Annotated in this window: 1 rRNA gene; it reads left to right on the plus strand. The window is 54.9% G+C overall.

Features of this window, described 5'->3' with window-relative positions:
• The first annotated feature begins 200 nt into the window (after positions 1-200).
• A 16S ribosomal RNA gene (locus E3T35_RS12775) occupies positions 201-1,734 on the plus strand.
• The last annotated feature ends 15 nt before the right edge of the window (positions 1,735-1,749 follow it).

A 1,749-nucleotide genomic window follows, 5' to 3' on the forward strand; every position in this document is an offset into this window, starting at 1 on the left:
CCCGTTTCTAGCGGGTTGCAGCCGGGAGATTCCTTTGGAAATAATATTGAACAAGTCCTGACTTCGGTTGGGCAACTAAACAAAGCAAGTCAGTAATGATTTGTTCTTGTCAGTTTCAAACTTGCATCTTCTTGGCCTATTCCGGCTGTGGGGTGCACTAGATGGGCACTGAACTTTCGGGTTTGGGAGCTATTCAAACATTTACGGAGAGTTTGATCCTGGCTCAGGACGAACGCTGGCGGCGTGCTTAACACATGCAAGTCGAACGGTGAAGAGGAGCTTGCTCCTTGGATCAGTGGCGAACGGGTGAGTAACACGTGAGCAATCTGCCCTTGACTCTGGGATAACTGCGGGAAACTGTAGCTAATACCGGATATTACCTTGGAAGGCATCTTCTGGGGTGGAAAGAATTTTGGTCAAGGATGAGCTCGCGGCCTATCAGCTAGTTGGTGAGGTAATGGCTCACCAAGGCGACGACGGGTAGCCGGCCTGAGAGGGTGACCGGCCACACTGGGACTGAGACACGGCCCAGACTCCTACGGGAGGCAGCAGTGGGGAATATTGCACAATGGGCGCAAGCCTGATGCAGCAACGCCGCGTGAGGGACGACGGCCTTCGGGTTGTAAACCTCTTTTAGTAGGGAAGAAGCGACTGGGTTTTCCTGGGAGTGACGGTACCTGCAGAAAAAGCACCGGCTAACTACGTGCCAGCAGCCGCGGTAATACGTAGGGTGCAAGCGTTGTCCGGAATTATTGGGCGTAAAGAGCTCGTAGGCGGTTTGTCGCGTCTGCTGTGAAAACCCGAGGCTCAACCTCGGGCCTGCAGTGGGTACGGGCAGACTAGAGTGCGGTAGGGGAGATTGGAATTCCTGGTGTAGCGGTGGAATGCGCAGATATCAGGAGGAACACCAATGGCGAAGGCAGATCTCTGGGCCGTAACTGACGCTGAGGAGCGAAAGCATGGGGAGCGAACAGGATTAGATACCCTGGTAGTCCATGCCGTAAACGTTGGGAACTAGATGTGGGGACCATTCCACGGTCTCCGTGTCGCAGCTAACGCATTAAGTTCCCCGCCTGGGGAGTACGGCCGCAAGGCTAAAACTCAAAGGAATTGACGGGGGCCCGCACAAGCGGCGGAGCATGCGGATTAATTCGATGCAACGCGAAGAACCTTACCAAGGCTTGACATATACCGGTAACGCCTGGAAACAGGTGCCCCGCAAGGTCGGTATACAGGTGGTGCATGGTTGTCGTCAGCTCGTGTCGTGAGATGTTGGGTTAAGTCCCGCAACGAGCGCAACCCTCGTCCTATGTTGCCAGCACGTAATGGTGGGAACTCATGGGATACTGCCGGGGTCAACTCGGAGGAAGGTGGGGATGACGTCAAATCATCATGCCCCTTATGTCTTGGGCTTCACGCATGCTACAATGGCCGGTACAAAGGGCTGCGATACCGCAAGGTGGAGCGAATCCCAAAAAGCCGGTCTCAGTTCGGATTGAGGTCTGCAACTCGACCTCATGAAGTCGGAGTCGCTAGTAATCGCAGATCAGCAACGCTGCGGTGAATACGTTCCCGGGCCTTGTACACACCGCCCGTCAAGTCATGAAAGTCGGTAACACCCGAAGCCAGTGGCCGAACCCGTAAGGGACGGAGCTGTCGAAGGTGGGATCGGTGATTAGGACTAAGTCGTAACAAGGTAGCCGTACCGGAAGGTGCGGCTGGATCACCTCCTTTCTAAGGAGCATGTGC

Origin of the sequence: Cryobacterium sp. TMT1-2-2, assembly GCF_004403505.1 — a bacterium.
Lineage (GTDB): Bacteria > Actinomycetota > Actinomycetes > Actinomycetales > Microbacteriaceae > Cryobacterium > Cryobacterium flavum.